The sequence below is a fragment of the Arthrobacter sp. JUb115 genome (assembly GCF_004365035.1).
Taxonomy (GTDB): Bacteria; Actinomycetota; Actinomycetes; order Actinomycetales; family Micrococcaceae; genus Glutamicibacter.
In genome coordinates this window covers 1-6252 of sequence record NZ_SOBS01000020.1, presented here as the reverse complement: position 1 = coordinate 6252, position 6252 = coordinate 1, and the positions used below count along the sequence as shown (strand labels likewise).

The following is a 6252-nucleotide window of genomic DNA, read 5'->3' as shown; positions in this document are numbered from 1 at the left end:
TGAGGGTGTGGGAGAGTAGGTCACCGCCGGACTTAACTTGAGTAGATGGTTTGAGGCCCTGGTACCGTTTGGTGCCGGGGCCTCACCTGTTTAACGGGAAGGGGAGGGGGAATTGGGCAGCTGGTGCTGCTTGGTTCCTCCTCCCCTCCTGCTTTAACGACCAGTGCGTCCAGGGTATTTGTGTTGGCCAAGGTTGCCGGCGAGCTCAGTTGCTTGCACCGGATGACGAGGGCCAGGTTACCCGAGAATTATTCACTGGAGTTCTTATCCAAATTGAAGATCAGGTTGTCGGCCCAGCCAGCCTTGCTGAGCCATATTTGTTCCCTGACGGGTATCGACTAAAAATGCCAGCTGGTCGACTGCGTAATTTGAGTTTCAGGCACCAAGGCGACAGCTCCGTTTCGGAAGACGATTCCCGCAGTTGCACCACATTCACCTGCCGGCGTGCAATGGTGAGAGCAACTGGCAACCATAGGTCTCGGCGTAAGGGGATTCGACCGACCAAGGGAACCAAGACTGCGAGAATTCACCGGGTCAGGCCAATGAACGTCATTGTGGACCTCGTCTTGGAAAGCCTTGAAAGCAATAGATACTGTCATCCACCGCCTGAAGGCACCGGTGTCATGTTTCTGAAGACGCGGACGCTTACGGACAGTAGATGCTTTGACTTCTGGTGGACAACATGACGGACACAGGCGGGCGTGGCTGCTGACCACTGACGTGCAGCACGTTGAAGCCAGCCGTATCGGAATCCTGCCTCGATATCGAGGGATTGCGCAAGCACATTTAAGCATTCTCAAGGTCGTTGGTGAGGATCGCGCAGCATGATCCTTCAATTGGATTCACGAGTATCTGACTGCGTTGCATGCCGGGATGTGTACTTCTATCGACAGCTCGCGAGTGGTCGAAATTCCAGAATGCCCATCACGCTGTCCCGAGATACCCGTTGGAAGAATTGCCGTCCGGTATCTCAGCTTCTTTTCACCAAGAGTCTGAGGTACCGGACTATCTTGTCTTTTTCCCCACTCCAAGATGCGTGTGACTGCGATTACATGGATGTCGGGGTTGAAGCACACCATGAAAAGTGAGCGGCAAACCTCTGATGCAGTTAGGAATATCGGAGGAGCAGCATGCGTACTAGCCAGACAAGTCAAAACTTGAAACGTGGTTTAAGCACACGGCACATCAGGTTTATCGCTCTAGGGTCTGCTATTGGCACAGGCTTGTTCTATGGTTCCGCAAGCGCCATTCAAATGGCTGGGCCAGCGGTGCTGTTGGCATACATACTCGGTGGGGCAGTGGTGTTCATGGTGATGCGTGCGTTGGGAGAAATGGCAGTCCGCAATCCGACCTCCGGCTCATTCGGAAGCTATGCCACTGAATTCGTTGGACGCTTTGCTGGCTTTGCAACCGGGTGGACCTACACGTTTGAAATGTTTGTGGTGGCCCTGGCTGACGTGACGGCTTTTGGCGTATATATGGGTTTCTGGTTTCCCAACGTCGAACGATGGATCTGGATCCTGGCAGTTGTTTTCTTCATTGCCGCCGTGAACCTGCTCTCGGTCAAAGTCTTCGGCGAACTGGAATTTTGGTTCTCCTTGATCAAGGTCGTCGCTATCATGGCAATGATCGCTGGTGGCGTTCTCGTAATCGTCTTCGGGTTGGGCAACCAAAGCGAAGGAGCTGCAGGTCTATCCAATCTCTTTGCTGGCGACGGCTTCATGCCGCATGGTGTCTGGGGCATTCTCGCTTCCCTGACCATTGTCATGTTTGCCTTCGGCGGCACCGAAGTGATCGGCATTACCGCTGGTGAAGCGCAAAACCCGCGTAAAGTCATTCCGCAGGCAATTAACTCTGTGCCAGTGCGCATCTTGCTGTTCTACGTACTCACGCTCGGTGTCATCATGTGCATTCAGCCGTGGAACACGATTGATGGTAGTGAAAGTCCATTCGTTTCGATCTTCTCCAGCATCGGCTTCTCGTCAGCAGCAAATGTCCTGAACTTCATCGTCATCACTGCGGCACTCTCAGCAATCAACGCAGACATCTTAGGCGCGGGACGCATGATTCACGGTATGGCCAAACAAGGCCAGGCACCACAGGTATTCACGAAGACCACGGCTAACGGGGTCCCATGGGTGACTTCACTATCGATGATCGGCGCATTGCTTATTGGTGTAGTGCTGAACATCTGGTTCGAAGATGAGATCTTCTTCCTCATTGCTGCATTGGCTACTTTCGCCACCGTCGTTGTTTGGTCGATGATCCTGATCTCTCATATTCGGATGAAGCACCGGATAGACAGAGATAATCTTGAACCTTCTGCATTCCCAGTTCCGCTTTGGCCAGTGGGTAGCTACTTGGCGCTGGCCTTCATGATCTTCGTGATCATCTTAATCGGCATTATTCCTGATACGCGTAGTGCACTCATTACCGGTCTAATCTGGGTGGCAATCCTGGGCGTCTGTTATCGACTATTCGTCAGGGGAAAAGCTCTTCCAGCAGAAATCCAAGCAGCGCAATCGAAAGAAAATGCAGCAGCTGAACGGTCTTAGCCCGATAAATAATAGGGCAATGACGTATGCCGGCCCCGGACTGGCTGGCCATGAGGGTGCAAACGCAGTGTTGAACCGAGCTACTAGTAAATTGCCAAGTCATCAAGTTCGGCAAAGACCTTCAAAAGCCGTAGTCTCAGGTAAATACTTGCACGCAACGATCCGTGGAGATAAAGATGGCCGCTTCCCATGCCGGATTTCTAGATGCCCTCAGCGCGGCATTACCAGAGAATGCCATTGAAACAGCGGGCCCGCTGCTTCGAGAAAACTCTAGAGACTTCGGGCAGTTGTCGGGGGATCCCATTGAACCGCTGGCCGTGGTTTTCGCCAGTTCCGTAGCGGATGTACAACACGTTCTACGCTTGGCTAGCGAATACAGGGTACCGGTCATTAGCCGCGGTGCCGGCACAGGTGTTTCTGGTGGTGTGCACGTACTAGGTGATGCCGTCGTCTTGAACTTGAGCAAGATGAATAGAATCCTAGAGATCCGCCCGGAAGATGAGGTCGCTGTGGTTGAACCTGGCGTCATCAATCATCAGCTGAACGAAGCCGTTTCCGAATTCGGCCTCATGTACGCCCCGGATCCTGCTAGCTACAAGATGTCTACGATTGGCGGCAACATCGCAACCAACGCGGGAGGCCTGCGGTGCGCGAAGTATGGCGTGACTCGAGAAGCAGTGCTCTCCCTAGACGTCGTATTGGCTGACGGCCGACTAATCCGCGTTGGCAAGAATACGTTTAAGGGTGTAGCAGGGTATGATCTCGCCGCACTTTTCACAGGGTCCGAGGGCACGCTGGGCGTTGTCGTTCGCGCAGTTCTCCGATTGCGCTATCTCCCGGTAGACGAGCGAGACATAGCTCTATTGTTCCCCAGCCTGGAGGAAGCAGTCGAGGGCGTTCAACTGATTGCCAAAGCCAGAATTCAGCCTGCCATTTTGGAACTCATTGATCATTCGACTCTGCTCATTCTTGATGAACAGTACTCGACGAATTACGCAGGTCTCGGCGGTGCCATGCTCTTGGCTCGACTGGATGGCTATGGCGCCGAGCGTGAAGAAGCCGCTCTCCGCAGTGTTTTCGCAGAACGCAATGCCCAGCTAAGCGATTCGGCAGATCCGAGTGCTACGCAACTGATCGAAATGCGCCGAACCAGCCGGGGTGATACTAAAGACGATGCTTACCGGACTGGAGAGGATGTCGCGATTCCGAAAAGCAAGATGCTTGAATACGTGCACCGCGTTCAACGGGCTGCGCGGGACGAAAACGTAAACATGCGGATGATTTCGCATGTAGGGGATGGCAATCTGCATCCGACGTTTTCTGTAGAACCGGAAGACGGCAACGAGCCACTAGCGAGGCTTGACCGTGCAGTTGAAAGCTCCGTACGTATTGCACTGGAACTGGGCGGCACAATTACTGGCGAACACGGTGTCGGGCTGATCAAAAAAGATTGGTTGCAATGGGAACAAGCAACAGAAGTGATCGAACTCCAACAGCAGATCAAGAACCTTTTGGACCCGTTGAATATCTTGAATCCTGGGAAAGCTATCTAATGGTCTTAAGCTGCGAGGCCCGGCTAAGGACTTGGCGGCAAAGAAAAGAGTAGCTATGCCGGGCATTGATGAGAATTCTGCAGGGTGTATAGTGAAATGGTTGTAACCACGGGATATAGCGCAGCTTGGTAGCGCGCGTCGTTCGGGACGACGAGGTCGCAGGTTCGAATCCTGTTATCCCGACACACAGCTAAGGGGGAACTTCGGTTCCCTCTTTTGCATTAAGCAGTCGTCTCAGCACGCAGTGACAGGTCAAGTGGACCTGCCTCCTTCGGCGGCAATTTATCGGCTGACGTGTAGCGAAGCTCAGGTCTGTTACAGGCATTTCAATAAACGAGCTGCAGATCACTCGAGGATATTGCCCCAGGATGTGCGATCCGTGAATTTTTTAGGTATAGTTATATCTCGTGCTAAGGCGTTCAGCGCAGATCAGCTTCGGCTGCTGAAGCAAATGAATACCAAGTCACATTGGGATATGGTGTAATTGGCAACACAACGGTTTCTGGTTCCGTCATTCTAGGTTCGAGTCCTGGTATCCCAGCGCTTCACCAAAGAGATTTGGTGAGCTGAAGATTAATCTTCAGCATACGGCCCCATCGTATAGCGGCCTAGTACTCCGCCCTCTCACGGCGGCAACACGGGTTCGAATCCCGTTGGGGTCACCAAAGCAAAAATCGCGAAACTTATGTTTCGCGATTTTTTTATGCCCAAAAACCGAGGATTCTACGGAACCGACAGCGGCTTCCGCTGATACCTCCTTAAGCAGGGTAATCCGTCAGTAATGTAACGGCGCAGAGTTGCAGGTCTAGCGCGGGTGAGGGGAAACTGCCCGTTGAGCCCGTTGAGCCCGTTGAGCCCGTTGAGCCCGTTGAGCCCGTTGAGCCCGTTGAGCCCGTTGAGCCCGTTGAGCCCGTTGAGCCCGTTGAGCCCGTTGAGCCCGTTGAGCCCGTTGAGCCCGTTGAGCCCGTTGAGCCCGTTGAGCCCGTTGAGCCCGTTGAGCCCGTTGAGCCCGTTGAGCCCGTTGAGCCGCAGGGCATAACAACTCATTGCCCCCATCCTGGCCATTGGACGCTGCCACGAAAATGTCCGACTCATACATCGCTGGAAGCTCATGAGCTTCAATCTGAGCATGCTGTGCAAGGTGACCCATATGGATAACTAAGAACCGCCCTGATTAAGTTTCAATTTTCTATTCGCCGATCCTGGGATGTCTATGCTTGATCCATGAGTGGCAGAGCCAAAGCATTTAGCGATGAAGGCGCACGGGATCCATCGCGCCCAAAACAGTATCGGGAACGAAAGAGAGCTCTGTACTTCCTGGGCATAGGAGGATTCTGCTTCCTCCTGACCTTGGCAGTGAATTACGGATTGAAGTTCACGATTCTGGGGGCGCATCCAACTTCAGCTTTTCTTATCGCTAATGCAGCGGCCACGGTAGTTTCCTACTACCTCTCGAGACGGTTTACCTTTGGGGATGTCGCCCACGGCCTCAAACGTATTCAGTTCATCAAATTCGTCGGCATGTCTACGGTAGCTATTGGAATTACTGCGGCGCCGGTTTATCTATCCCGTTGGATCTTTGGAATCACGGAACCACACGTTTCTTTTATCGTCCAGGAGATCGCCGACTTTATCGCCGGACCAATTATCGGGACGTTACTTGGGATGATCTTCCGATGGTGGGCAATGAAGAAGTTCGTCTTCCTGGATACGCTCCATAAACGTACAGAGATCCTGTAAACCGCAGGAGCAAAGCAGTCGCGATTCCGCTGCAGATTTGTTCAACTGTCAGGGCGTCAGAGTACGCCCGCGGATTATGCCACCACAGTGTAACCACGATCACTGTCAAAAGTGCCCTGCCGATTTGCGGAGCCCTGAAAACCTGTGTATAGTTTTTATCTGTTGCCGGAACGGAAACAACACGGAATCTACCGTTTGTTTACCCGGCAGCCAATCACTTTTCACTGAAGGTTTTCCGCCGATTTTGATCGGATCAGGAACTCTGGTAAGTTGGAAAAGTTGCTCCGGAGCGAAGCAGTCATCGATGGTTTGGTGGTTGTGGTGTCGAGAGTGTTTGTTGTTTGAGAACTCAATAGTGTGCCAAGTTTGTTGATACCGAATATTTTTATTTGGTGAATACATAA

At 52.6% G+C, this 6252-nt stretch carries 5 protein-coding genes and 3 tRNA genes; 6 read left to right on the top strand and 2 right to left on the bottom strand.

What is annotated here, in order from left to right:
* The first annotated feature begins 1130 nt into the window (after positions 1-1130).
* From EDF61_RS18555 to EDF61_RS18535, 5 genes are all read left to right on the top strand, one after another.
* Complete coding sequence (locus EDF61_RS18555; RefSeq protein ID WP_133835110.1) at positions 1131-2555, top strand: amino acid permease; 1425 nt, start codon at positions 1131-1133, stop codon at positions 2553-2555.
* A 176-nt stretch (positions 2556-2731) separates the two neighbouring features.
* The gene (locus EDF61_RS18550; protein ID WP_133835109.1) at positions 2732-4108 is read left to right on the top strand and encodes an FAD-binding oxidoreductase; all 1377 of its coding nucleotides are present in this window, start codon (positions 2732-2734) and stop codon (positions 4106-4108) included.
* Between the two features lie 109 nt (positions 4109-4217).
* A tRNA-Pro gene (locus EDF61_RS18545) sits at positions 4218-4291 on the top strand.
* Positions 4292-4577: 286 nt separating this feature from the next.
* A tRNA-Gln gene (locus EDF61_RS18540) sits at positions 4578-4649 on the top strand.
* A 48-nt stretch (positions 4650-4697) separates the two neighbouring features.
* Positions 4698-4773, top strand: a tRNA-Glu gene (locus tag EDF61_RS18535).
* Between the two features lie 58 nt (positions 4774-4831).
* Here EDF61_RS18535 and EDF61_RS18530 read toward each other — a convergent pair.
* Positions 4832-5203 carry a hypothetical protein gene (locus tag EDF61_RS18530; protein WP_286172354.1) on the bottom strand — a complete coding sequence of 124 codons (372 nt, stop codon included), beginning with the start codon at positions 5201-5203 and terminating at the stop codon, positions 4832-4834.
* Between the two features lie 129 nt (positions 5204-5332).
* On the opposite strand from EDF61_RS18530, the gene EDF61_RS18525 reads away from it, so the two are divergent.
* On the top strand, positions 5333-5848 hold the full coding sequence (locus EDF61_RS18525) for a GtrA family protein (RefSeq protein WP_133835108.1): 516 nt from the start codon (positions 5333-5335) through the stop codon (positions 5846-5848).
* A gap of 105 nt (positions 5849-5953) precedes the next feature.
* On the opposite strand, the gene EDF61_RS18975 is transcribed toward EDF61_RS18525, so the two are convergent.
* Positions 5954-6252 (bottom strand): hypothetical protein (locus tag EDF61_RS18975; RefSeq protein WP_208294308.1); only part of this gene is annotated, 299 nt, incomplete at its 5' end.

Bases quoted from the DNA above. Each gene is read 5' to 3' on its own strand.
- EDF61_RS18530 (WP_286172354.1), bottom strand. From the start codon at position 5,203: ATGAGTCGGACATTTTCGTGGCAGCGTCCAATGGCCAGGATGGGGGCA.
- EDF61_RS18550 (WP_133835109.1), top strand. From the start codon at position 2,732: ATGGCCGCTTCCCATGCCGGATTTCTAGATGCCCTCAGCGCGGCATTA.
- EDF61_RS18525 (WP_133835108.1), top strand. From the start codon at position 5,333: ATGAGTGGCAGAGCCAAAGCATTTAGCGATGAAGGCGCACGGGATCCA.
- EDF61_RS18555 (WP_133835110.1), top strand. From the start codon at position 1,131: ATGCGTACTAGCCAGACAAGTCAAAACTTGAAACGTGGTTTAAGCACA.